Raw genomic sequence first — 23,361 nt, 5'->3', positions numbered from 1 at the left:
TGTCAATCACGGCAATTCTTTTACTACATCAATCAAATCGTATGTCGTTTTCTACTATCTTCCCGAGTCGCTATATTGAGAGTGTCACGCGGCGAGAAAGCTCCTCGGTCGCGTCTACGATGTATGCCGAATAGTGCTTCTCGATCATTTCGCTGCTTGTGTCGTGCAAAGCAGCCACAAGGCGCACCGGCAGTCCGGCTTTTAATCCTCGAACTATCGACGAGTGCCTGAAGGCATACATCGTCGTGCCAGCCGGCAGTTTGGCTTTCGACGCCGCGTCCGCCCACACTTTATCGACCTCGTAAGCCGGGCCCCACGGGCGCCGCGCTGACCTTTCCCACTTGACCGGCCCGGCCCGTTTGTAAGCCCATCGCTCCAGCAGCGGCTGATCAAGACCGCGTCCGTCGATGGCCGGCATCAATTCGCGTACAACGTCTGCCGAAACGGGAATGGCGACGGGCGCCCTGGCCCTGCCTAGCCGCCCCTTCCTGGATCCCGGCATCATGATACGGCACTCATCGACTTGGACGTCGCGAACACGCAGCAATCTGGCTTGAGAGTGACGCGCACCTGTCGTGGCCAGGGTGAGCGCCAACCGTCCGAAGTCGCCATCTGGATCAGCGGCGAATGATGCTTCGATCGCTGACCGAACCTCTTGCTCGGTAAGCAACTGGTGACGTGCATTATCTTCCGTGCTCACCGCGCGGGTTCCAACCTTGATCTCGCCAGCAATGTGGGACGGAAGTTCACGCCGATGTCGTTCGGCCGCCCCGTTGAGCGCAGCGCGCAGATCGTTCATTAGGCGGTTCAACGTCGACGGCGCAATCGCTGGGGCTTCGTCGGCACAGCCCACTTGCGTCTGACCCCTGATCGCCAGTCGGCCCCTCCAGTCAGCAATCGTGACCGCGCTCAATTTTGACAATGGGGTTCGCGAGAATTTTTTATCGGCAAGCACATGCTTCTTGAGTCGGCCACCGGCGTTCGATCCGTCGCGCGCAGAGCGGGCCTTTCTGGCAGCCGTGTATTCCGCGACCGCGGATTCCACTGTCGGGACCGAAGCACCGAACGCCGCGGTTTTCTCTGCCTGCAGCGAGGCGTACTGCCGGCGGCTCCACTCGAGCGTGGCTGTCACGGCCTGCCTAAAGGTCAGCGCTCCGGCGGCATTGCCGTCGTCGTCCGCCGTTCCGATCCGCTCTTCGACGCGCCTGCCCTCCACGACAATCTTGCCCACCCAGGCACCCGGTCCTCGAGACAGCTTCCTGTAACCAAGGCTTACGCCGCCGCGGCCACCGCCAACCCCCTGCCAGTAGGGATTCTTCCGAGCTGCCAGTTTCGCTCGTTTGGATGGGCTGTCGATCTCGGCAAGTTTTTGTCCCACACGATCGTCCCACATAGATTTCCGGGATTGGTGTGATATGTATAACGGTGAAACCGCAGGAAACAAGGCTTCATGGCTATCACAGATACACGCGAGCGCTCACTGCATTGCCCTCCGAAGGCAGAGGTCAGAGGTTCGAATCCTCTCGGGTGCGCCATAAATTCAATAACTTACATCCAAGCGACCTCTCCCGTATGGAACGCGTACGGAAAACTGGGGGTGAAGTTGCGCCGGAGAGCGGTTTGCAGTTGGAACCGGGGGGACACACAACAAGGCGTCTATGATGTTCGAAAGAGGGAGTCGGGACCGCTGGCGCCCGCTCTGTTATGTGGGCAGTGTCATTCGCACCGACATCGAGGCCTTCGACGAGATGGCTGCCATCCGTGTCCTCAAATAATCGACCGGATTGCCGCCCGTCTCCGAAATTCTACCGGCGCCCCGCTAGACCGCCAACTGACACGCCGCCGCTTCCCACGCCGGCCGATACGCCACCAACGCCGACAGAAACGCCGCCGCGTCCCACGCCGGCCGACGTGCCGCTACCAACACTGGCCGACACGCCGCCAACCCCGACGCTCGCCGACACACCGCCGACGTTTGCGGATGCGCCGGCTGTAGCAATGGCCGATACGCCGCCAAGCACCGTATCGATGCCGCTTCCGTTCGGCGGAGCTACAAGCGCCTCGCGCACTGGACCCGGGATAATTTTCTGGATCGCGCCCTTGCCCCGGATGGTGATGCCCTTCGAGGAATTCACGAAGGCTATCTGGCCGGCCAGGATGTTGGCGTGCTCGCCAGACCTCAAATTGGTCACCTCGACCATGCCCCTCAGCACGCCGACGCTGGCACCACTCTTGGAAACCTTTACCTTGAAGCGCGTACCCTTGACCACGGCGGCCAGGAAGGGCGTTTCCACCGAGAAGTGCTGGACCTTGCGATGATCGATGTCATATTCAACGAGGCCGACGCCCTCAATGATCTTGGTCGAACCGCCCTTGCTGCCGGGCAGCGTTACCATCGAGTTTGGAGACACGATCATCGTCTGGTCGCCCCGAACCAGTTTGGCGCGCCCGTTGCGGTCGGTGATGACCACGGAGCCGCTCTTGAGCAGGCCGCCCGTTGCAAGCGAGGCGAGTTGCACGCCGCGATGCTGCATGAAAACGCGACCGCTCATCTGTGCGACACGCCAATCCGCTGCCTGCGCTACCGAAATGAGGCCTAGCAACAGCAACGCCGCATAAAGCGGAACCAGGGAAAACGACCGCATGATCATTGCACTATCCATCCATAAAGAAGGAATCGTAGCGCGAGCAATGAGCCCAAATTTCCTTTTATTCCGGAAACTTTTCTCCGATGATTTTAACCAAAGGCAAATCAATTACCTAGATCGATCAGATTTGATCGACCTGATAACTATTGGAGCAACTATGTCCGGTTTGAGCCCCGCTCCTCGTTTACGGCCTGATAAAGCTCATCTTCGTTGGAAGTGCCCAGTAACCGATGCCGGATAAGCTCATCAGCGAGCTTTTCGGTTTTGGTCGTATCCTTGGAAGTTAGACCGCGCTCAGCACACACACGGTCATAAACATTGCGGAGTTCGTCCAGGTCGGACGGAAGGAACGTTTCTGCATAGTCAGATATGGGCATATGAAAGCCCTCCAAGGGAACCAATCCAATATTGGCCCCGAAACGAATTCAATTGCAATTTAGCGTTTTTCGTTCAGGAGGGCTCGCAATATTCGGCTTTTGACCATGCCGTGATGTGTCGCAACCAGCGCGTCCGGGTGAAACTGGATGGTGGGAGGTCGCTGCGCGCTACCAGAACTCAATAATGCACTCGGGACGAGTCGAAGGCGTGCAATGCACATAGCCTGAGTACCAAGCACGTGGACAGGCTGGCCGTTTAGAGACGACCGCCTGTCCAAACAGAGCATTTAAATACTGCTATGCCTCCATTGCCACATTCTCGCCTTCCCGTCGGCTGGCGCTTCCGGGCAGGTTCATGCGCCGTTCTGTTGCACGTTTCTGCTGCCAGGCTTAGTTGGCCGCCGGCTGCTCAGTGGTCGCCGGCTCCTCGGTGGCAGGCGGTTCCTCGGTGGTCGCCGGTTCCTCGGTGGCCACCGCCGGTGGCGTGGTCTCGCCGGCACCAAACCAGCCAGCGTACCAACCGATAATGGCGATCAAGATAATAGCGGCAATGGCGCCAATTATGACGTTCTTGTTGTCCATTTGTCAGGCTCCTCAACCCAAACGATCATCCGGCTTTCTGCCGGCAACGGCTTTATCATATCACTCGATCCAGCTCGCCGACTACAGACCGCTCCATGGGTCCCATTGAATGCGAAGGCGACGATGACCATATTAGCGTCGCCTTACACTGTTCCCCCGCGTAGGCAGTTCCCATCGAGTAAGCTCACGTTTCCATCACAAGGAGGAAGTGATGAACGACCGGCTTTTCGACTATTCAGTCTTCGTCATCTGCGGAGACCACCTTATCCAAGAGATCGCAAGCGTCTCGGAAGCTCAACGCTTCCTTGAGGGCTGGCCGCAAGAAATGCGCGGGTCCATCCATCGCACGGCGATTCAAGCTTGCGATTATGCGAGCGATGGCAGGCTCCCGTCATCGTCCGCTCGAGCCTGCTTTGCCAGCTTTGCAAGGTCGGCGCGCATACTCGATGACATCGCCACTTTAAGAGACCTCGGCGGTCAAGGTGCAGAGGCCGCCTGACGCGGTCAGCACGTTGGTGTTTGCTATGGATGTCGGATCAGCAAACGCTGCGCTCGTTGTGATAGCAGAATGACGCTACCGGCGGATGGCAGTTCCGACACAGATCGAACGTGGAGCCCGTCCTTGTCACCAAGGACGCACGGGAGCAAGTTTCGGGTAACAGGCTCGTCGTACCCGGTTGGGAGGATGACATGCACTTTCCGCTATTACTATCAATGATCGCAATTGCTGGCGCGATCGTAGTTGCGGCCTCTGCCCATGCGGGCGAGGAGGCATCGCGACTGCCCTTGACCCCTGTCTTTTGGAGCCTTGATGGCAAGCCCACCGTTCCTCCAGCGAATGAGTCGGCCGCGACACAGGTTGCTGGAGCGGAGTGTCCTAATGGCAGCGGCAGCTATTGTTCGGATGAACTGCCCTACTGCTGCCCTGGCGTTAACGTAGCGGCCTACTGCGCAAAAGATGTCAATGGCTGCACTGACTAGCTGGAGAAACACAAAGAGGTTGGGGAAGACAGCTCATTCCCAGGAAATGAGCGGAACCATTTGCGAGGCGAGCCGTTAAGTCGCTTCGAACTCCGGGTGCCAACTCAGGAGGTCGGAGGTTCCGACGTGAACCTTGCAGGCCCGTCGACCACCCCCACCGGTCGGCGGGCTTTGTTATCCCCAAGCTACCACAGCAGCTTGGTTTGCCTCCATTGCCAAACAAGCAAGCGATGGAAGAATCCCCGACTCTCACAGCTAGGTTTGACTAGTATTACTTATCTTGCCATGAAGTAATTTGGAGGAGTTGCTCGACCCGTTCGCAGAAAAGCTTCCGGAGTCTGACTTCCGAATGGACAATGCTGGTTCCGCAAGCTGGACAGCTGAATATCAAATTTCTCTGTAACCAGGCTCCCGTTCTCGAGAACCGATGGCCTTTAGAACAAGCTATTTCAAACGGCTGAGACTCGACCTCCTCGATCAGTCGCAGTCGATCCTTTTTCTTGGCCATGATTGCATGTCGTCCCCAAACGCTGAATCTGTGTAGCATTGCCCAATTGGGTGCAAGCCAAAAACAGTTCGGACTAGCTAGCAGGGACGAGAGCAAACCCCTTAACCCATTATTCATAGAGCGAGAGCAGATTCTGGATTGGCGGCCCTCTTTCTCACCGCTGTTTGCAACAGGCCCGTCGCTTAGAGCGACCCCTCATCCAACAGCGACGGGCCACCTGCACATACCGCGAATTCGAGCTATGTTGCCGGCATGGTCTGGACCCTTGCCGAGCTTATCTCCGAAGACATGACGATCACGGCCTATTGTGAGGCTCAAGGCTGTCATCACAACCGGACGGTTGACTTGGAACTCTTGCAGGCGATGCTCGGAGAACGCGCGCCAGCGATGGCCGCGGATATTGCTCCGAAGCTCAAATGCTCGAAATGCGGCGGCAAGAACGTCAGCCTAATCTATTCGCCGAGAACGAGAGCATCGTCCGTTTGACCAACAGCGCAACGACTAGATCCGGCGTTATGCTGCATGCTGGGGGCGAAGATGGAGCGCGAGTCGTTGGCGGTTTGTTCTGAACTGGCAATGAGGAAAGACGGGCGCAAGAACGGCCAGCAGCACACCAGTTGAACGAAATACTCCATCTCAGTTCGGTATGGAACCTTTTTGGCTTTCCATGATTGTCTTGGCTGATCACCGGCTCCCCCCCCGAGCATGATGATCGCGTGGCAAGTTTTAGCTTGCACACTTGGCCCGTTGCCTCTCTGTCGACGGGCCATTTTTTGCAGCTGGATGTCAAAGGCTGGCTGTGCTCGCGGCCCTCGCCAGCCAGCCGCCTCCGAGCCTGTCAACCACTCTCACCGATTGGCGGGCTTCGTCTGTTAAGCGCTAAGTGATGAGAGCGGCGATGCCGTTGCTGTTCACGAAGGTCCGAACGTAAAAAATAGTACGGTGAGGATTGCGGCTAGGGCCGCTATGGCCGCACCCAGATTAGCTAGTCGATGACGGCTATGCTGCCTCACTGAATTTGCTCCCCCTGCTCCACTGATTGAGTAACTCGACATTCAGCAGCGGTCGATAAGTTTCTGAGGTACCGAGCCGCCTTGATGGCCAGTGCAGACCTCCCACCATGTTTCCAGGCATTGCGATTGCACTTAGGCGCTCCGGGGTTCGTGCCGCCGTGCATCCGGCATCGACGCCTACCCTTCACGGCTGGGGATTGGCACTTCGATCCTTTTCGGGTCCGGGCAAGGCAGCGCAACGCCTTCGCCAGTCGGTCGGGCTGCGTGGGGTTGCAGTTCAACCTTTGCTTATGATGGGTAATGTTTCAGGTTGAAACTTGATCGTTCGCTTGTCGCTATTGGGCCAAAGTTCCGATAAGACTTGCGGAATTTAAGGAGCCGCACTTGGACCTTATTCAATCTCTGACTGTCTACCGCGCCGCGATCGTCGAAGCTATCGAAAAGCTCGATGAGTTTCCTGACGAGTTGAAGGAATTCGCCGTCGAAGAGCGCAGGCATCTCGAGGCGGCAATAACGCAGATTGATGAACGTCTAAACGAGGCCCATTATTCCGGCGGGACATCTGATCCAGAAGCGCCCTGTTGACATGATTGACAACGCTGTCCGCCAAGGCAAATCTGTCCGTCGTCAGAACATTTGGCGTGGCACAGACTGCAGCTTTGATTAGAGGAGTTTCGGCCTCGTCTCGGTGTTGATGTTATGCGGCTAGCTTGCGGTGCTGCAAGCGCCGCTGTTCGATGGTCTGACGTTTGATCCTTTCTCGTTGTTGGATGATTGCCTCCGCTCTGCCGAAGTAGGCGTCGGCGGGCGTCACGTTGCCCAGGCTCTCGTGGTAGCGCTGGTGGTTGTAATATTCGACGAACGCCTCGATCTGGCGTTCGAGGTCTCCGGGCAGGAAGTAGTTCTCGAGCAAGATGCGGTTCTTGAGGGTCTGGTGCCAGCGCTCGATCTTGCCCTGCGTCTGGGGATGGAACGGAGCGCCACGCACATGGCTCATGCGCTGCGCCTCGATATAGTCTGCCAGATCACTGGCGATGTAACTCGGGCCATTGTCGCTGAGCAGGCGCGGCTTGTGCCGGACATGAGCCTGGTCGCAACCTGAAGCGGCCAGCGCCATATCCAAGGTGTCGGTGACGTCCTCGGCCCGCATGGTGCTGCACAGCTTCCAACTGATGATGTAGCGGGAGTAGTCGTCGAGCACCGTGGACAGATACATCCAGCCCCAGCCGATGATCTTGAAGTAGGTGAAGTCGGTCTGCCACATCTCGTTCGGGCGAGTGGTCTTGGTGTGGAACGCATCAGCGGCCTTGATCACCACATAGGCCGGGCTGGTGATCAGATCATGGGCCTTGAGCAGGCGGTAAACCGTGGCCTCCGATACGAAGTAGTGCTTCTCGTCGGTGAACCGCACGGCCAGTTCGCGCGGCGAGAGCTCCGACTGATCCAACGCCAGTTCGATGATCTGATCATGAATCTCAGCCGGTATCCGGTTCCACACTCGGCTCGGCGCCGATGAGCGGTCTTCCAGCGCTTCCGGGCCGCCAACAAGGTAACGATCATACCAGCGGCAGAAAGTCCGGCGTGGGATGCCCAGATGCTCAAGTGTGCGACGAGCTGGCAGGTGTGACTGCTCGACAATCCGGATGATCTCGAGCTTCTCGGATGCGGGGTATCTCATTCGTCGTCGCCCCCATCCGCGATCATGCTTTTTTTAAGCAGACGGTTCTCGAGCGTCAGGTCGGCAACGCATTCCTTCAGCGCACCGGCCTCTCGGCGCAGATCCTTCACTTCGTCGGTGGTGGCGGCACGGGCGGTATCGCCCGCCAAGCGCCGCTTGCCAGCCTCCATGAACTCTTTCGACCAAGTGTAATACAGGCTCTGAGCGATGCCCTCCTTGCGGCACAGCTCGGCTATGCTGTCGTCACCGCGTAGGCCATCCAGCACGATCCGGATCTTGTCTTCCGCTGAGAAATGCCGCCGAGTTGCCCGGCGGATATCCTTCACTACCTGCTCTGCAGGTCTCTTCGCATTCGTCGTTTTGGGTGGCATCGTCATTCCTTCGTCAATGCGACGAGACCAAAACTCTCCTTAAGTCACAACCTCAAATCTGGGCCATAGGTGCTGACGGGAAACACTCATTGTTTTCGACGAGGTGCAGGATGTCTGCAGCGTCAGGAACCCGAAGCTTGCCGCCGATTTCAAGCGGCTCATCCGGAAAATTCTCAATCTCGAGAAGGCTAGCATCATCTGCATCGGCCTGCCCGAGACATACGGCCTCCTGAGTGGCGACAAGCAGTTGGTGGGCCGTGGCGGGCTGCCATACGTTTTCCTTCGTCCATACTCATGGGACAGTGCAGAAGAGCGAATGTCGTTCCGTCTGCTGTGTGATCATTTCGATAAAGGCATGCCGTTTCTCAAGAAGTCGGGTCTTGGAGATACCGCAGTGGCCGAACAACTGCATTGGGTCAGCGAGGGCATTATCGGACTTCTCAAGAATTTTCTATTCCTTGCCGGCACGGAAGCCATCAACGACGGATCGGATGCGATCAATGCCTCCCATCTCGCTCTGGCTTACGATTGGATCAAGCCGCCGCAGACGAGCTTCAACCCTTTCAGGGACGACTGGTCGAAGAAGCCAAAGCCGGCCAACGACTCGCGGCCGGCCGCGTCCCACGACCCCTTCTCGAAACGGAAGCAGCGCGCGCATGCTTGACCGCCGATCGGACGCTTCGGTGCCGAGCATTCCGCCGATCCCCCGGTGGGGACTGATCCCATTTAAGGACGAACCCGCACACGGGTTCTTCCTCCGTCTTGCGGCGCTCAACGGCCAGGAGTCGATCAGGCCATTCGCGATGACACTGGGCGTCAACGGTCGCAATATCAAACCTCAGGAGATGCTCCAGCTTTGCGAGAACCTGCCGATAGAGGGTCTCGATCGCCTGCGAGATTGCACGCCCATCCTCAACGATGCGTTCGTCAGTGTTCGCGGTGAGCATCTGAGGGTAAGTCGTGATTGGTCTGTCAGGAACCGTCGATATTGTCCCGACTGTATCAGCGAATGTTCTTATCATCGCTATTGGTTCGACCTGACGATCCTGCGAACCTGTCCATTTCACGGCACAGTGCTGCACACCGAAATTGGCGGCTTTACCTGGGCCTGGGGCAAGTCTCCGTCTCAAACGTTTCGGACCGTTGGCAATAACAAGGGAGACGTGTGCAGTCCGACGCCGTTTTCTGCCTATGTCTACGGTCGCCTCAACGGATTGGCGCGCCTCCAGTTGCCGGAGTTGGACGATCTTTCGCTGTCTAAAGCTATCGGGTTGCTGATCCTACTCGGAAGAATCAGCATTTATGGTTGGCAGAAGACATTGCCTAGAGACGATTGGCTGGCCTCACGACAGAGGGCAGCAGAAGCTGGATATCTCTACTTGGCCGAAGGGGGGAGATTCCTGCGCTCTTCGAGGACTATCTCAAGTCCTCGCCGTATCAATTGCAGAAGCCAACAAGCTCAAAGAACATCAAGAAAACCCTCGGTTGGGTGAAATCCGCCGTCTTTGGAAAGAGCGGATGCGATATTCCTAGTGTCGGCAAAATGCTGAACTGGGCAGCCGGAACCAATAACGCTTGTAGGAAACTGCGTAGGAACTTCCCGGTGGAAGTTCCGCGTTATCGCGAAATCGCGGTCATCCTCGATATGTATGCAACCGAGGTTCAAGCCTTGGCTCATTGGAATGATCAGGATTCGGATCATGCTGCAAATTCCAGTCTCAATCCACACGACGTTTCTCTTGAAACGATAAAGCGTCGTGCTGGGCGGATGATGGATAGCAGGGCGACAGCGGATGCCCTCGGGATATCGGCTGGGCGTCTTGCGCGGCTCAAGTCCTGTGGCGTGCTCGTGCCCATTGTCAGAGGACATGGCGGGCTTCTTAGCAAATATGATCGTGTTGCCGTAGAGGGCATCATTACATTGGCGAAACCAGTATCGAGGCAGACCTACACAGGAAGTGGGCTCACTATCGACGAATTTCGATTCAAAGCGAATTGCAGCTTTGCTCAGGTAGTGTCCGACATTATTGCAGGGCGCTTAAACGTCGTGGATTCAAGTCCGCTTGGGCGGGGCCTCGGAGCAGTGCTTATTTCGCCGGAGAGTTTACCTCCGCGGCGGAAAGCAGCTTACCACTTCGTCCCTCGAAAGAAGCGAAGTGACTTGATTTCGGTCACGCTTATCCAAGCTGCCACCTCTCTTGGAACCACTAGGGATATGGTGAAAAAACTCATTGATGCGGGAGTTTTGAAACACGCCCAAGAAGGGGGAACAGCCGCAATCGATCGCGAGTCCGTATCGCACTTTCGATTGCATTACGCGCCGGCGCATATGTACTCAGCCGCCTTGGGATGCAAGCGGCGCGAGGCAGCGAAACTCCTCAAGGCGCGCGGTGTGGGAGTTCCTCGCGAACTCGTGGGTTGCGTGACATTGTTCGTCAGGCGTGTGGATGCGGAGCGTGCACTGGGCCTTGCTCAAGGCACCTTTCAAGATCGGCCTGAGGCTCAGGAGCTGCATAATGATCTCGAAATTTATCTAGAACGTTTTGCTCAGGGATACACTCTTCGGTGGCATCCAGATTCTACCACAATGGTGTTGAGTGACAGTACTCGTCGGTTGAATCTGCTAATAGAGCCTGGGGAACGACGACTTCGTATTGTGGTCCCACTTAATTCAGCTCGCGTTCGCGCTCACCAATCAGCAATAAATCACGGATGGCCTCAGGCTGTGCCCCAGGTACTGCCTTTGCATGGTCTCAGCGTGACAGAGAGCCATCCTTACGACGGTAATGACCCCGCGAAGGCATTCAATTGGCTGCTTCAGCGTGCGGCAGTCCTGCGCGAAATACAGGTTCCACATCATCCCCTCGCCCGTCCTGGGTCGCGTAGCCGATAAGGAATCTGAAGCTCGCTCCTGATCGGATCGGTTACCGGTGAAAGGGTTCTTATGGCGCGAAGGCTGAATTGGAGGGGGCGAAGGGGTTCTTGGTTGGAAACAATATGGAGCAACCAATGGACGATGCGGACCAAAGGAAAATTGCACGATCGACTGTGGCCAGATTGCTGGAGCTGTTGCCGGGAGTGGGAGCGAACTACGGCAGTCGCGACTTCGATGCCGAACTTTTCAAATTGATAGATGCTCGTGAGGTTCGGAAGGCCACAGTAGTCAGCTGCGACACAGTCCTAAGGGATCTCCCCCCTGATGCTGGCGATTTACAGAACGCCATTCGCGCGATGAGCCCAACGGCATATGAGGATTGGGTCAGTGAGACGAGAGAACTAACGCTCGATAGCTTCGATGCTTCTGCCGATACCTTCGAAGCGGGGCGATGTGGTTATCTCGATGCCGAAGGACAGTTTGTCGAACTTCCAATTCTGCAGTTGGTACCCCGGTTCACGACCTCGGTGAGTGGCGCGCTGATGTTCAAAACGCGTGTATTTCGGGCCGCCCTCAATCTCACAATCGTCGAGGGTGAAGGCAAATGGGCACCGAACTATCGCGTCTGGCTAAAAGACCGCAGAGGCAAGGTCATCCATATGTACTCTTCGGATGAATTGCCCTATGCGATCTTGGGTTGCGTGCTCGGCGCCATGCTCGCGGACTGGGCGAACGAAACAATTTCATTCACAGTTGTGGAAGGGTAACGACTGCATGTTCACGCCTTGGGTTGGCAACAAGTTTGGATCCGGTAATGACCCCATCGGGGCGAAGCGCATCCTTGTGGTTGGAGAATCCCACTATGACGACTACGAGGAGCGAGTAGGCCAGGAAGTGCCGGAGATGACACGGGACGCAATGCGTCTGTACGAATCTAGGCCAGCCGGAAAACGTTGGGTTCGTACGTTTGATAACGTCGCATGGGCGGTATCTGGCAAGAATCGAATCGAGCTCGAAGCTAACGGCAAGCGTGGCGAGTTGGACGTCTGGAACTCGCTTGCGTTCTACAACTACATTCCCGTGGTCCTTGCGAAAAGTGCGAGATCGACGCGACCGACGTCACAACAGTTCCGTGATGGTCAGCGGCACTTCGAGACAGTGCTAAGCGAAGTGAGACCTCAAATTCTGCTGGTTTGTGGCTATGAGCTTTTTCCATGGGTCATACGGAATCACTATGCTGGTTACGATGGAGATCCTTGGTCATTCACTGGGGAATGGATCGATCTTCCGCATCAGCCTCCAGTTCGAGCAGTGCGAATGCTGCACCCCTCAGCGGCGTTCTCGTCGAAGACTTGGCATGGGGTGATCAAACGAGCGCTGGAGCGCTAGTGCGGATTCATCCCAATCAGTCTGGGCGCAGCGCCTAAGTAGAGCTATCTCGCCGTCCGTCCGATCTTTCGCATGCCACTAGAGTCGGCACCGTCCCGAAGCCTAGTTCTGTTGGGCAAATGGCAGCGAGTCCTGAGCTCATCGCCGTCGGCATGCTGGCCGAGATCTGAAGTTTCTACCTCGTCCTTAAACTGCGTCATCTTGATCTGAAATTTGCCCTGCTTCGCGCCTCATCTCCGCAAAATCCTATCCTCCCGAAAGCGGCTTCTCCGCGACCAGGGATTTCGGCAGCCCCGTGCTTTTAGCGTAGCAGTCCTTACCTACCCGCCTCACAGACTGCCAAACTTGTAGGAAAGACCCAGCTTGATTGACACGTTGTCATCGAAGCCATCCATCTCGCACGGTTCGACATATGTGTCGCTGCATGTCTCACCGTTGCCGGCCGTTTCCCCTCGAAACTTAGAATAGAGGCCTTCAAGCTTCCAGCTTACCTTGTCTGTCAACGCCTGCTCGACGCCTAGGCCCACGACCCAGCCGGTGCGTGTACCGCCTATGTCAAAACTGCTGGAATCCGGCGATGGAAGATAATTGTACTCCAGATCGACATCGGCAATAGCCAGACCGCCAGTCGCATACATATAGGTGCTACCGGATGCTATACCCGCACGACCCCGGATAGTAGCAAGCCAATCGAGTTCAGAAACCACCGCTCGATAATCGACAGCGGTATCCGTTTCTCCATTCGTGAACATTTCTATGTCGGCAACGGCACCATATACGAAGCTTCCGTTTTGCCAATTATAGCCCACGTGCCCGCCAAACCCGGCCCCCAAGCTGGGCACCTGATATGTCCCGCCAAAGTCATAATACACACGATCCCAAATGCTGCCGTTGTGGTATGCGAAGGAAGTCTCAACACCCGCGTGAGCACCGCTCCAATCAATGAGCGGCATCTCTACCCCGTCTGACATTTCGGCGCCGCCGAAGCGATAGTTGATGCCGGTGCGCACTGAGGTTACCTGACCGGCGCCGCGGTAGGGTGCATCGTCGCCATCGCCGCTTCCGTATACCGTGGATCCCGGAAAAGCAGCAAATGTCGCCTCGACAAAACCACTTACGTTATTGGTGAACTTCTGTTCGAAACCGCCACCCACTATCAGGCCGATTTCTGTGCCGCTCATGTCCCAATAAGGGTCGTCGTAAGGTCTCCCGTCGACCTCACTGTCGAAATCCGCCAGTGCGACACCTCCCGTCAAATACATCAGCGAGTTGCCGGCTACCAAACCAGCCTTGGCGCGGAGCGACGCCATCCAATTGATGCCGGTACGAATTTCGTACTCGGGGTCGTCTGGGTCGTAATACAGTTTAGCATTACTGTTGGAGAACAAGTTGAAATCTGCAACAACACCGTACAGGCCCGCGCCATCCTGCACGTTAAATCCGATCTGCCCGCCGCCGGTGAAACCTTCGCTCCTGTGGTCGTAGGTGGCGCCCCATTCATAGTAGTCAATGTCGGTTTGCGAAACGATGTCGAATGCACCGCCTAAATTGCCGCCTACATAAAAGCCTGAAAAGTCAGAAGGCGTTCCTGAGGTGTACGGTGCAATCCCGGCGTCGGGCATCTCACCAAATCGATAGTTGATCGCCAAGCGCGCCGTTGCGATAGTGTCCGAAGTCAGGAGAGGGTAATCATTGTCGTTGACAGTTGTGTTCTCGCCAAAACGAGCGAGCAACCCCTCGAAACGAGCCGTCCATCGGCTGGAGAAAGCATGCTCCACACCGAAACCGCCGATAACGCCAAACTTGGTATCGCCCAGATCGGGCCAACTGTCGTCGGCATCGTTTGTTTCAATCCAAGATCGATCGAAATCTGCTACAGCCAAGCCGCCGGTCAAATAAACCAAGGTCCGATCTAGTCCGAGGCCAACGCGGCCGCGCAGCGAGGCCATCCAGTTCACATCGTTTTCGATTGCATTGTCGGAGGAGAAAATTGTGGAAGCGCTGTTGGTCAGCCCGGAGAAGTCGCCTTCAATGCCGTAGACTGCTGCTCCCTGCTGCCAATTGTAACCGCCTTGAATGCCGTAGGCGAAGCCGTCTTCGTTAAGATAGAATGTGGAACCATACCAATCGTATTCTGGGTCTTCGAACCCAGTGCGATGGCCCGCGTGCCCTATGTTGACGCCTGCATAGAAGCCTGACCAATTGTAGCCGGTGTCTACGGAAACCGTTGGGTCTGCGGCCCATGCACATGTTGTTAAGACAACGAAACTGGCACCCATGGCTGCGAGTATTTTCATGGTCCCCACCTTGAGATCAATTCGACCGCGACTGGTCGCATGCGCGGCTAGCAAACTTCGTGATGATTGCCATAAATCGTAAACATTTCCAGCCTCATAGTCGCGAGCGGCAGAAAATCCCGCCCGATCTGTTGCACTGCCGCCACATTTTGAGCAATTGTTGAAAGATCCTATGTCGGATATCTGTTGTCTGCATCTTGAAAAGTGGTCCTCCCTGTAGGGTCGACAGGTTCGCTTGATCGGGGTTATGACAGTTGTCATGTTACCGCTGGCACATAGAGATTGTTCGGTCGAAAGGCGACAAGGTGAAGCATCTCAACGATCTTGAGAATGAGAACGAGCAGATCGCAAGTTGGTGTTGGACTTGACACTGGAGAAGCTGAAACTCAGTTCGCGCGAACGTCCGCTATGCTGAGGCCAGCGTCCGGTAGCGGACAAACTGCTTACGGCCCTAGAGCCGACGATCCGGCCCGATTTCGCGCCCGTACGGCTAGGTCCAATCTTTTGTGGCGCTCTGCGATCAGAGTCCAATCTATTGTGGCGGAAATAGTCCAGCACATTGTCGTTGTAGGACGTCAAGCCGTTGTTTCGTAATACGTTCGAGTCCAGACTTCTTTGTCGCCCGACAACTGTTATCGGCGATCTGCTTGTCCGAACGCGGCTCATTATATTGCGTTCGAACACCTGGCCAGGATGTCGAGGTAGCCGCCGACGTCCCACGCCGACCGCCCGACGAACAGGCCATCGACATGCGGCATCGCGATGAGCTCCGCGGCGTTCTGCGGATTGACGCTGCCGCCGTAGAGCACCTGGGGTTCCGAGCCCAGTCGCGCGGCGGCCGTCTTCTTGATGCGCGCCTGTTGCTCGTCGGCATAGTCGGCGCTCGCCGGGCTGCCGCCCTCGCCGATCGCCCAGACCGGCTCGTAGGCGAACAGGATCTTCTGGCGCAGCCCGTCGCCTTCGAGGAACTGCAGCGCGCCTTCGACCTGCGCGGCCAGCACCTCGACCGCACGCCCCTCGTTGCGCTCGGCCAGCGTCTCGCCGACGCAGATCAGCGGCACCAGGCCATGGTGGACGGCCGCCGCCGCCTTCATGCCGACGGTGCGGTTGTTCTCGCCGAAATGCTCGCGCCGCTCGCTGTGACCGAGTTCGACAAGGTCCAGCCCGCAATCCTTCAGCATCGGCGGCGAGATCTCGCCTGTCCACGCGCCGGCATCGGCCCAGTGCATGTTCTGGGCTCCTACCCTGACCCGCGTCTCGGCAAGGGCGGCCTTGACCTCGCGAACGGCGGTGAAGGACGGGATGACAAAGGGCTGGATGCGCGGGTCGACCTTCGGCAGGCGGTCCGCAAGCGTGGCCGCGAAGGACAGCGCCTCAGCAAGGCTCTTATTCATCTTCCAGCTCGTGCCGACCCAGAAATCTGTCACGTCCGTCGCCCCCTTCGTCCTACTCAACATGTCGTCTGATTCTGACACGCGCAAAAAGCGTTTGCAATTGATGACATACTCATTATACCAGCAGCACAGTGCGTGAGCGACAAAACTGGGAATGAGTGCATGACTACGATCGCCCTTTTCGGAGCCGGCGGGAAGATGGGCTACCGCCTGTCTACCAATTTCAAGGGCTCGCCTTACCTGGTTCGTCATGTCGAAGTCAGCGACGCCGGCCGCGAGCGGCTTAAGTCCGGCCTCGGTTTAGACACGGTGTCGGCCGACGAGGCGCTGGATGGCACCGACGTGGTCATTCTCGCAGTCCCCGATACGGCCATCGGCAAGGTGGCCGCGGGTATCGAAAGCAAGCTGAAGCCGGGCACGATGGTGGTCGTGCTCGACGCTGCCGCCCCCTTTGCCGGGCATCTTCCCAAGCGACCGGACCTCACCTACTTCGTCACGCACCCATGCCATCCGCCGATCTTCAACGACGAGACGGACTTGGAGGCCAAGCGTGACTTCTTCGGTGGGGTCAAGGCCAAGCAGCACATCGTCAGCGCGCTGATGCAGGGTCCCGAAGAGGCCTATGCCACCGGCGAAGCGATCGCCAAGATCATCTGGGCGCCGGTCATGCGCTCGCACCGCGTAACCGTCGAGCAGATGGCGCTCTTGGAGCCCGGCCTGTCGGAGACCGTGTGCGCTTCGCTGCTGGTGGTGATGCGCGAGGCGATGGACGAGGTGGTGGCGCGCGGCGTGGACCGCCAAGCCGCGCTCGACTTCCTGCTCGGCCACATGAATGTCCTGGGCGCCGTCATCTTCGGGGAGACGCAGGGCGTGTTTTCAGATGCGTGCAACAAGGCCATCGAGTTCGGCAAACCGGTCCTGATGCGCGACGACTGGAAGCGGGTTTTCGAACCGCAGGAGATTGCCGACAGCATTCGGCGCATCACCTGAATTCGAATTTGGTACCCCGTCCGGACGGGTCCGGCGGGTTTGGTTACATCTCACCGGGAGGACTCAATGAAACTTACTCGCAGAACAACGCTTGTTGCCTTCGCCGCTCTTCTTTCGATCGGCACGGCAATGCCAGCCTATGCGGCGGACCTGATCGCCATCATCACGCCCTCGCACGACAACCCGTTCTTCAAGGCAGAAGCGGTCGGCGCCGAGGCGAAAGCCAAGGAACTCGGCTACGAGGCTCTGGTGCTCGTGCATGACGACGACGCCAACAAGCAGTCCGAACTGATCGACACCGCGATCGGCCGTGGCGCCAAGGCGATCATCCTCGACAATGCCGGTGCCGACGCTTCCGTCGCTGCCGTGCAGAAGGCAAAGGACGCCGGCATCCCGTCCTTCCTGATCGACCGCGAGATCAACGCCACCGGCGTTGCCGCGGCGCAGATCGTTTCGAACAACTACCAGGGCGCCCAGCTCGGTGCGCAGGAGTTCGTCAAGCTGATGGGCGAAGCCGGCAATTATGTCGAGCTGATCGGCAAGGAGTCGGATACCAACGCCGGCATCCGCTCGAAGGGCTACCATGACGTCATCGACGAATTCCCGGACCTGAAGATGGTCGCCGCGCAGTCGGCGAACTGGAGCCAGACCGAGGCCTACTCGAAGATGGAATCGATCCTGCAGGCCAACCCCGACATCAAGGGCGTGATCTCGGGCAACGACACGATGGCAATGGGTGCCTACGCGGCCCTGGTCGCCGCCGGCAAGGGCGACGTCATCGTCGTCGGCTTCGACGGCTCCAACGACGTCCGCGACTCGATCAACTCGGGTGGCATCAAGGCAACCGTCCTGCAGCCTGCCTACGCACAGGCGCAGATGGCCGTCGAACAGGCTGACGCCTACATCAAGACCGGCAAGGCTCCGGCCGAGGAAAAGCAGCTGATGGACTGCGTCCTCATCACCGCCGAGAACGCGCCGAATCTCGAGACGTTCGCTCTCAAGAACTAGGCCTGACTGGTGCAATTGCGAGGGGTGGGCCCAGCGCCCGCCCCTATGTCCATCTTTAACGACCGGAACCGTCGCGCCGCCATGTTCAAGAGACTGACCTGCCTGATCGTCGCCGCCACGGCCGGCGCACTGTCACTGTCGGCGTGCAAGATCCTGCCAACGCCGTCGGGCGACGAGGTTGACGCGGCGGCGTTCAATCCGGACGCCATGGTGACCGAGATCTGGACATCCCGCGTCATCCCCTATCTGCAGGCCAAGGCCGCATCCTTCGCCGAGGTCGAGGCGGCCGCCAAGGCCGACCCCGAGGCCGCTGGCACGAAATACGGCAACCCCAACAAGCAGGCGAGTTCGCCCTGGACCTATGCCGTCACGCTGGACGGCACGATCATCGGATCGAACACCAAGTCGCGCGCCGCGACCATCGACATCGATGTTGACGGCGACGGCAAGGCCGACGCGCGCGTGCAGTTCGGCCCGGCAATGCGCGGCACGTCGCTGCGCGACAGCCTCGACTTCGTCAATTTCAACGAATTCACCAACCAGATCGACTTTGCGCAGTACGGCAAGGCGTTCAACACCTATGTCGACTCCACCGTGCTGTCGAAACTGCCGCGCGAGGACCTCGAAGGCCGCACGGCCAAGGTGCTCGGCGCCTACAGCACGAGCAAGGGTTCTGACCTGCCTCTGGTCACGCCGGCCGAGGTCGAAATCGGGCCCAAGCCATGACGGCCGAACCCACCGACGATGTCATCCTGAGGCTGCAGGACGTCACCAAGGTCTATGCAGGCACCGTCGCGGTGAAGCGCGCGAACTTCGAAGTGCGGCGGGGTGCTGTCAACGTGCTGGTCGGCGAGAACGGCGCCGGCAAGTCGACGCTGATGAAGATCATCGCCGGCGTCGAGCGCCCGACGCAGGGCAAGATCCTGCTCGACGGCAAGGAAGTCTCCTTCGACAGTTCCGGCGACGCCGTCGCGCGCGGTATCGGCATGGTGTTCCAGGAGCTCAACCTGTTCAGCAACCTTAGCGTTGCCGAGAACATATTCGCCACCCGCGAGATCACCAGCGGCCTCTGGAAGATCGACCACAAGGAACAGGTCCGGCGCGCCGGCGAGTTTCTCGACCGCCTCGAGGCCGGCATCCGGCCGGACATGATGGTCGAGGACCTGCGCATCGGCCAGCAGCAGCTCGTCGAGATCGCCAAGGCCGTCTCGCTCGACGCCCGCATCCTGATCATGGACGAGCCGACGTCGGCGCTGAGCGCCACCGAGGTGGAAATCCTGTTCCGGGTCATCGAGGATCTCAAGGCGCGCGGCGTGGCCATCGTCTACATCTCGCACCGGCTGGAAGAGCTGATCCGCATCGGCGACACGATCACCGTCCTGCGCGACGGCCAGATAACCGGCCATGAAGAAGTGAAGAACATCGATACGCAGTGGATCGTGCGCCAGATGATCGGCTCCGACGCCAAGGACTTCGCCAAGCCCGACGGCCATCAGCCCGGCGCCGAGGTCTTTCGCGCCGAGGAGATATCGCTGCCGCGCGAGACGGGCGGCCTGTCCGTCGACCACGTTTCCCTGTCGCTCAAGGCCGGCGAGATTCTCGGGGTCTACGGGCTGATGGGCGCCGGGCGCAGCGAGCTGTTCGACTGCATCATGGGGCGCCACAGCCAGTCCACGGGCCGCATCTTCATCAGCGGCGAAGAGGTGCACGAGCGTGACACGACGCGCCGCATCCGGCACGGCCTTGCCCTGATCCCGGAAGACCGGCAGCGCGAGGGCCTGGTGTCGATCCTGTCGGTCGCCAGCAACCTGACCATGGCAAGCCTGTCGCGCATCGCAAACTTCTTCCACATCAGCAGCAAGGCCGAAAAGCAGGCCGTCGAGCAGATGGTTGCCGAACTGGCGATCAAGGTCGCCGACCCGGCGCAGGAAGTGTCCTCGCTGTCGGGCGGCAACCAGCAGAAGGTCGTCATCGGCAAGGCGCTGCTGACACAGCCCAAGGTGCTGCTAATGGACGAGCCCAGCCGCGGCATCGATGTCGGCGCCAAGGCGGACGTGTTCCGCACGATGCGCAAGCTTGCGCGCGACGGGCTGGGAATTCTCTTCGCCACTTCCGATCTCGACGAGGTCATGGCCCTGTCGGACCGGATCGCGGTGATGAGCAATGGAAGGCTGACGGGAATGTTTGATCGCGCCGAAGCGACGGAGGCGGCCATCGTGGCCGCATCGGCGCTCGGTCACGGCAAGGCGTCACGAGTGGCGGGAGCAACGACAAATGACTGATACCTCAGCCAGGACTGCAGCGGCTGCGCCTACCGGCGGATCCATGCTGCTGACGCTGATGAAGCTCAGGACCTTCATTGCGCTGATTGCCGTGATCGTGTTCTTCTCGATCGCCGCGCCCAACTTCCTGTCGACGGCCAATCTCATTCTGATGTCGAAGCACGTCGCACTGAACGCGTTTCTCGCCATGGGCATGACCTTCGTCATCATAACCGGCGGCATCGACCTGTCGGTCGGCTCGATCGTCGGCCTGTGCGGCATGGTCGCCGGCTACCTCGTGCTGAATGGCATCGACCTGCAGATCGGCTACACGGTCTATTTCAACGTCATCGAGATCATCCTGATCACCCTGGTCGTCGGCGTACTGATCGGCGCGGTGAACGGCATACTGATTACCAAGCTGAACGTGGCGCCGTTCATCGCCACGCTCGGCGTGCTCTATGTCGCGCGCGGCTTCGCGCTGCTGTCGTCCGGCGGCAGCACCTTTCCGAACCTCGCGGGCAAGGCCGATCTCGGCAATACCGGCTTCGGCTTTCTCGGCGCCGGGCGCATCCTCAACATCCCGGTCTCGATCTGGATCCTGATCGTGGTGGCGCTGGGGGCCGCCTACCTTGCGCGCTACACGCCGCTTGGACGCCATATCTTCGCCGTCGGCGGCAACGAGCGGGCGGCGCGGATCTCTGGCGTTCGCGTCGATATGGTCAAGATGTTCGTCTACATGTTCTCCGGCTTCTGTGCGGCGATCGTCGGCCTCATCATCTCGTCCGAGCTGATGGCATCGCACCCGGCGACCGGCGAGAGCTTCGAGCTCAACGCGATCGCCGCGGCCGTGCTCGGCGGCACCTCGATGTCGGGCGGGCGCGGGACGATCGGCGGCACCATCATCGGCGCCTTCGTGATCGGCATTCTCTCGGACGGACTGGTCATGATGGGCGTCAGTTCCTTCTGGCAGATGGTCATCAAGGGCCTGGTGATCATCGTCGCCGTCGTCGTCGACCAGGCACAGCGCCGGCTGCAGAGCCGGGTCACGCTCATCCAGATGGCAAGAATCGGCTGATCATGACGGAATTCAAAGGGGCACTGATCGGCTGCGGCTTCTTCGCCGTCAACCAGATGCATGGCTGGGCGGAGGTCGACGGGGCCTGGATCGTCGCGATCTGCGACCGCGATCCGGAACGCCTGAAGATCGTCGGCGACCAGTTCGGCATCGAGCGTCGCTACACCGATGCGCAGGAGATGTTCGCCAGGGAGAAGCTCGACTTCGTCGACATCGCCACAACGGCGCCGAGCCACCGGCCGCTGGTCGAACTGGCCGCGCGCAACAAGGTGCCGGTGATCTGCCAGAAGCCCTTTGCGCCGACGCTTGAGGATGCACGTCAGATGGTGCGCGCGTGCAAGGAGGCGGGTGTGCCGCTGATGGTGCACGAGAACTTCCGCTGGCAGTCGGCGATCCAGGCGGTGAAGGCCGTGCTCGACCGCGACGCGATCGGCACCCCGTTTTTCGGCCGCATCTCGTTCCGCTCCGGCTACGACGTGTTTTCGGGCCAGCCCTATCTCGCCACCGGCAAGCGCTTCATCATCGAGGACCTGGGCATCCACATCCTCGACATCGCCCGCTATGTGCTGGGCGACGTGACGGCGATCACCACGCGCACGGCCCGGATCAACCCGAAGATCGCGGGCGAGGATGTCGCCACCATGCTGCTCGATCATGCGGGCGGCGCGACCTCGATCGTCGACTGCAGCTATGCGAGCAGGCTGGAGGTCGAGCCCTTTCCCGAGACGCTGGTCGAGATCGACGGCAGCGAGGGCACGATCCGGCTGTCGCAGGGCTATCATCTGACCGTCACCAGCGGCGGCAAGACGACCGTCGCGGACGTGTCGCCGCCCCTCTACTCATGGGCGTCGCGTCCCTGGCACAACATCCAGCAGAGCGTCGTGGCGATCCAGCAGCATTGGGTCGACTGCCTTAAGACCGGATGCGAGCCGGCAACCTCGGGCGATGACAATCTGAAGACATTCGCGCTGGTGGAAGCGGCCTATCGCGGCGCCGAGAGCCACAAGCCGGTGGCGCTGGCGGACGTCTGATCGACGCTCACTTTCCTAAGCATTGGCGGTCCGGCCGATGCGACAGAGGGTCAGGCCGTTCCCTGCCCTGCCTGGGCCCAACCCTAGGAATTGCCGCTGGTGTGGAGCATGTAGAGCGCGCGCGAGCGTTCGAGGTGCTTGATCATCGCCTGCTCGGCCCCCTCCGCATCGTGCTCTTCGATGCGTTCGATGATCTCCTCGTGTTCGGCGAGGGTGTATTTCTCCTTGCCCGTCCAGATCAGCATCTCGGTGTGGTATTCCTTCAGCCAGCCGAGCATCGCTTCGCTGACGGCGACGTAGAGCGGATTGCCCGACAGCACGGCGATGGCGTTGTGGAACTTCATGTCCATTGCGATGAACGCTTCGGCATTGCCGCGCAGATTCCGCTGCTGCTCGACGATGTCGCGCAGATGCGCGACGTCCTCGGCGCTGGCCTTGGCCGCAGCCTCGCGAACCATGCCGCGCTCGAAGAAGATGCGGGCGCTCTTTAGGTGTTCGAGCGAGTCCTGGGATGAGGCGAGCATGATCTTGGCTGCCACATCCACCTGGCGGAAGATCGACTGGGCCGTGAGCTGCAGCACCTTGGCGCGTTCGCCGTGCGAAATGGCAACCAGCCCCATGCTGCTCAGCGCCTGCATGGCTTCGCGGATGGCCGGGCGGCCGACACCGAAGCGCTCCATCAGCTCGCGCTCGGACGGCATTTCGTCGCCCGGCTGCAGCTCGCCGCTGGTTATCATCCGCTTCAGCCGCACAAAAACCTCGTCGGACAGCTTGCGTCGGACGATCGGTTCAGAATGGCTCATGGGAATTTCAACCTCGCAACCGGAACAGACAATACTCGGGGGACAGTGCCTCGCACCAGCTTCTGACTGCGCCTGAC

General features: G+C 59.0%; 22 protein-coding genes and 1 tRNA gene. 15 read left to right on the top strand and 8 right to left on the bottom strand.

Going from position 1 to position 23,361, the window contains the following annotated elements; genetic code table 11:
* Positions 1-70 precede the first annotated feature (70 nt).
* A complete protein-coding gene (locus ACT2BZ_RS10155; protein ID WP_457940834.1) occupies positions 71-1,393 on the bottom strand; it encodes an integrase in 1,323 nt (440 codons plus the stop codon).
* Positions 1,394-1,469: 76 nt separating this feature from the next.
* Here ACT2BZ_RS10155 and ACT2BZ_RS10150 point away from each other — a divergent pair.
* Positions 1,470-1,535: transfer RNA gene (locus tag ACT2BZ_RS10150), tRNA-Arg, on the top strand.
* A gap of 270 nt (positions 1,536-1,805) precedes the next feature.
* Here the strand turns inward: ACT2BZ_RS10150 and ACT2BZ_RS10145 are convergent.
* A complete protein-coding gene (locus ACT2BZ_RS10145) occupies positions 1,806-2,552 on the bottom strand; it encodes a FecR domain-containing protein (RefSeq protein WP_457940833.1) in 747 nt (248 codons plus the stop codon).
* An 863-nt stretch (positions 2,553-3,415) separates the two neighbouring features.
* Complete coding sequence (locus ACT2BZ_RS10140; RefSeq protein WP_457940832.1) at positions 3,416-3,607, bottom strand: hypothetical protein; 192 nt, start codon at positions 3,605-3,607, stop codon at positions 3,416-3,418.
* 211 nt (positions 3,608-3,818) lie between these two features.
* Here ACT2BZ_RS10140 and ACT2BZ_RS10135 point away from each other — a divergent pair, with 211 nt between their 5' ends.
* Complete coding sequence (locus tag ACT2BZ_RS10135; RefSeq protein ID WP_457940831.1) at positions 3,819-4,106, top strand: DUF982 domain-containing protein; 288 nt, start codon at positions 3,819-3,821, stop codon at positions 4,104-4,106.
* A gap of 1,242 nt (positions 4,107-5,348) precedes the next feature.
* A complete protein-coding gene (locus ACT2BZ_RS10130) occupies positions 5,349-5,582 on the top strand; it encodes a hypothetical protein (protein WP_457940830.1) in 234 nt (77 codons plus the stop codon).
* A 523-nt stretch (positions 5,583-6,105) separates the two neighbouring features.
* On the opposite strand, the gene ACT2BZ_RS10125 is transcribed toward ACT2BZ_RS10130, so the two are convergent.
* Positions 6,106-6,297, bottom strand: a complete 192-nt coding sequence (locus ACT2BZ_RS10125) for a hypothetical protein (RefSeq protein WP_457940829.1) — start codon at positions 6,295-6,297, stop codon at positions 6,106-6,108.
* 196 nt (positions 6,298-6,493) lie between these two features.
* On the opposite strand from ACT2BZ_RS10125, the gene ACT2BZ_RS10120 reads away from it, so the two are divergent.
* Positions 6,494-6,694: a hypothetical protein gene (locus ACT2BZ_RS10120; RefSeq protein WP_457940828.1), complete on the top strand. Its 201-nt coding sequence runs from the start codon at positions 6,494-6,496 to the stop codon at positions 6,692-6,694.
* Positions 6,695-6,806: 112 nt separating this feature from the next.
* Here the strand turns inward: ACT2BZ_RS10120 and ACT2BZ_RS10115 are convergent.
* Positions 6,807-8,158, bottom strand: a protein-coding gene (locus ACT2BZ_RS10115) for an IS3 family transposase (RefSeq protein ID WP_457936118.1) whose coding sequence is annotated in 2 segments (ribosomal slippage) — positions 6,807-7,822 and positions 7,822-8,158 — 1,353 coding nt in all. Because the reading frame shifts where the segments join, the coding sequence is not laid out codon by codon here.
* A 103-nt stretch (positions 8,159-8,261) separates the two neighbouring features.
* Here ACT2BZ_RS10115 and ACT2BZ_RS10110 point away from each other — a divergent pair.
* From ACT2BZ_RS10110 to ACT2BZ_RS10090, 5 genes are all read left to right on the top strand, one after another.
* Positions 8,262-8,822, top strand: coding sequence for a hypothetical protein (locus ACT2BZ_RS10110; protein WP_457940827.1), 561 nt, complete (start codon positions 8,262-8,264; stop codon positions 8,820-8,822).
* Positions 8,815-9,651, top strand: coding sequence for a TniQ family protein (locus ACT2BZ_RS10105; RefSeq protein ID WP_457940826.1), 837 nt, complete (start codon positions 8,815-8,817; stop codon positions 9,649-9,651). Before ACT2BZ_RS10110 ends, ACT2BZ_RS10105 begins: the two co-directional genes overlap by 8 nt.
* A gap of 110 nt (positions 9,652-9,761) precedes the next feature.
* On the top strand, positions 9,762-11,051 hold the full coding sequence (locus ACT2BZ_RS10100) for a hypothetical protein (RefSeq protein WP_457940825.1): 1,290 nt from the start codon (positions 9,762-9,764) through the stop codon (positions 11,049-11,051).
* Between the two features lie 116 nt (positions 11,052-11,167).
* Positions 11,168-11,800, top strand: coding sequence for a hypothetical protein (locus tag ACT2BZ_RS10095; protein ID WP_457940824.1), 633 nt, complete (start codon positions 11,168-11,170; stop codon positions 11,798-11,800).
* Positions 11,801-11,807: 7 nt separating this feature from the next.
* On the top strand, positions 11,808-12,422 hold the full coding sequence (locus ACT2BZ_RS10090; RefSeq protein WP_457940823.1) for a hypothetical protein: 615 nt from the start codon (positions 11,808-11,810) through the stop codon (positions 12,420-12,422).
* 329 nt (positions 12,423-12,751) lie between these two features.
* Here ACT2BZ_RS10090 and ACT2BZ_RS10085 read toward each other — a convergent pair whose 3' ends face one another.
* Positions 12,752-14,719, bottom strand: a complete 1,968-nt coding sequence (locus tag ACT2BZ_RS10085) for an outer membrane protein (RefSeq protein WP_457940822.1) — start codon at positions 14,717-14,719, stop codon at positions 12,752-12,754.
* A gap of 665 nt (positions 14,720-15,384) precedes the next feature.
* Positions 15,385-16,176, bottom strand: coding sequence for a triose-phosphate isomerase (locus ACT2BZ_RS10080; protein ID WP_457940821.1), 792 nt, complete (start codon positions 16,174-16,176; stop codon positions 15,385-15,387).
* A gap of 99 nt (positions 16,177-16,275) precedes the next feature.
* Here ACT2BZ_RS10080 and ACT2BZ_RS10075 point away from each other — a divergent pair, with 99 nt between their 5' ends.
* The 6 genes from ACT2BZ_RS10075 (at position 16,276) to ACT2BZ_RS10050 (ending at position 22,481) form a co-directional block, all read left to right on the top strand.
* Complete coding sequence (locus ACT2BZ_RS10075; RefSeq protein ID WP_457940819.1) at positions 16,276-17,103, top strand: phosphogluconate dehydrogenase C-terminal domain-containing protein; 828 nt, start codon at positions 16,276-16,278, stop codon at positions 17,101-17,103.
* Between the two features lie 66 nt (positions 17,104-17,169).
* A complete protein-coding gene (locus ACT2BZ_RS10070) occupies positions 17,170-18,111 on the top strand; it encodes a substrate-binding domain-containing protein (RefSeq protein ID WP_457940818.1) in 942 nt (313 codons plus the stop codon).
* An 81-nt stretch (positions 18,112-18,192) separates the two neighbouring features.
* A complete protein-coding gene (locus tag ACT2BZ_RS10065) occupies positions 18,193-18,837 on the top strand; it encodes a DUF2291 family protein (RefSeq protein ID WP_457940817.1) in 645 nt (214 codons plus the stop codon).
* Positions 18,834-20,393 carry a sugar ABC transporter ATP-binding protein gene (locus tag ACT2BZ_RS10060; protein WP_457940816.1) on the top strand — a complete coding sequence of 520 codons (1,560 nt, stop codon included), beginning with the start codon at positions 18,834-18,836 and terminating at the stop codon, positions 20,391-20,393. Before ACT2BZ_RS10065 ends, ACT2BZ_RS10060 begins: the two co-directional genes overlap by 4 nt.
* Complete coding sequence (locus ACT2BZ_RS10055) at positions 20,386-21,450, top strand: ABC transporter permease (RefSeq protein WP_457940815.1); 1,065 nt, start codon at positions 20,386-20,388, stop codon at positions 21,448-21,450. Before ACT2BZ_RS10060 ends, ACT2BZ_RS10055 begins: the two co-directional genes overlap by 8 nt.
* Before the next feature lie 2 nt (positions 21,451-21,452).
* Positions 21,453-22,481: a Gfo/Idh/MocA family protein gene (locus ACT2BZ_RS10050; protein WP_457940814.1), complete on the top strand. Its 1,029-nt coding sequence runs from the start codon at positions 21,453-21,455 to the stop codon at positions 22,479-22,481.
* Positions 22,482-22,564: 83 nt separating this feature from the next.
* Here the strand turns inward: ACT2BZ_RS10050 and ACT2BZ_RS10045 are convergent, their stop codons facing one another.
* Entirely contained in the window at positions 22,565-23,284 is a 720-nt protein-coding gene (locus ACT2BZ_RS10045; RefSeq protein ID WP_457940813.1) for a transcriptional regulator NanR, read from the bottom strand.
* Positions 23,285-23,361 lie beyond the last annotated feature (77 nt).

Source organism: Mesorhizobium sp. 10J20-29, assembly GCF_054130485.1.
The sequence above is the reverse complement of the archived record's forward strand: the minus strand, read 5'-3'. Positions and strand labels throughout refer to the sequence as shown.